The 282-nt window shown below is 58.5% G+C and carries 1 protein-coding gene; it reads left to right on the forward strand.

The annotated features are described in order from the left end of the window. Positions 1-282, forward strand: a 282-nt coding sequence (locus ACOQFP_RS01475) for a DDE-type integrase/transposase/recombinase (protein WP_421583215.1), incomplete at both ends; no start/stop codon positions are given.

Consider the following 282-nt stretch of genomic DNA (forward strand, 5'->3'; position numbering starts at 1 on the left):
AAGAAAGCCGGCCCGCCCGTCCACGACGATCTCGTCGACCGCCAATTCACCGCACAGGAACGCAACCAGATCTGGCTGACCGACATCACCGAGCACCGTACCGACGAAGGCAAGCTCTACCTCTGCGCCATCAAAGACCTGCACTCGAACAAGATCGTCGGATACTCGATCGACAGCCGTATGAAAGCCTCACTGGCAGTATCTGCACTGCGAAACGCCGTCGATCAACGAGACCCGGACGGCACCATCGTCCACTCCGATCGAGGTAGCCAATTCCGTTCA

Source organism: Rhodococcus sp. MALMAid1271 (genome assembly GCF_049195265.1).
GTDB lineage: Bacteria > Actinomycetota > Actinomycetes > Mycobacteriales > Mycobacteriaceae > Rhodococcoides.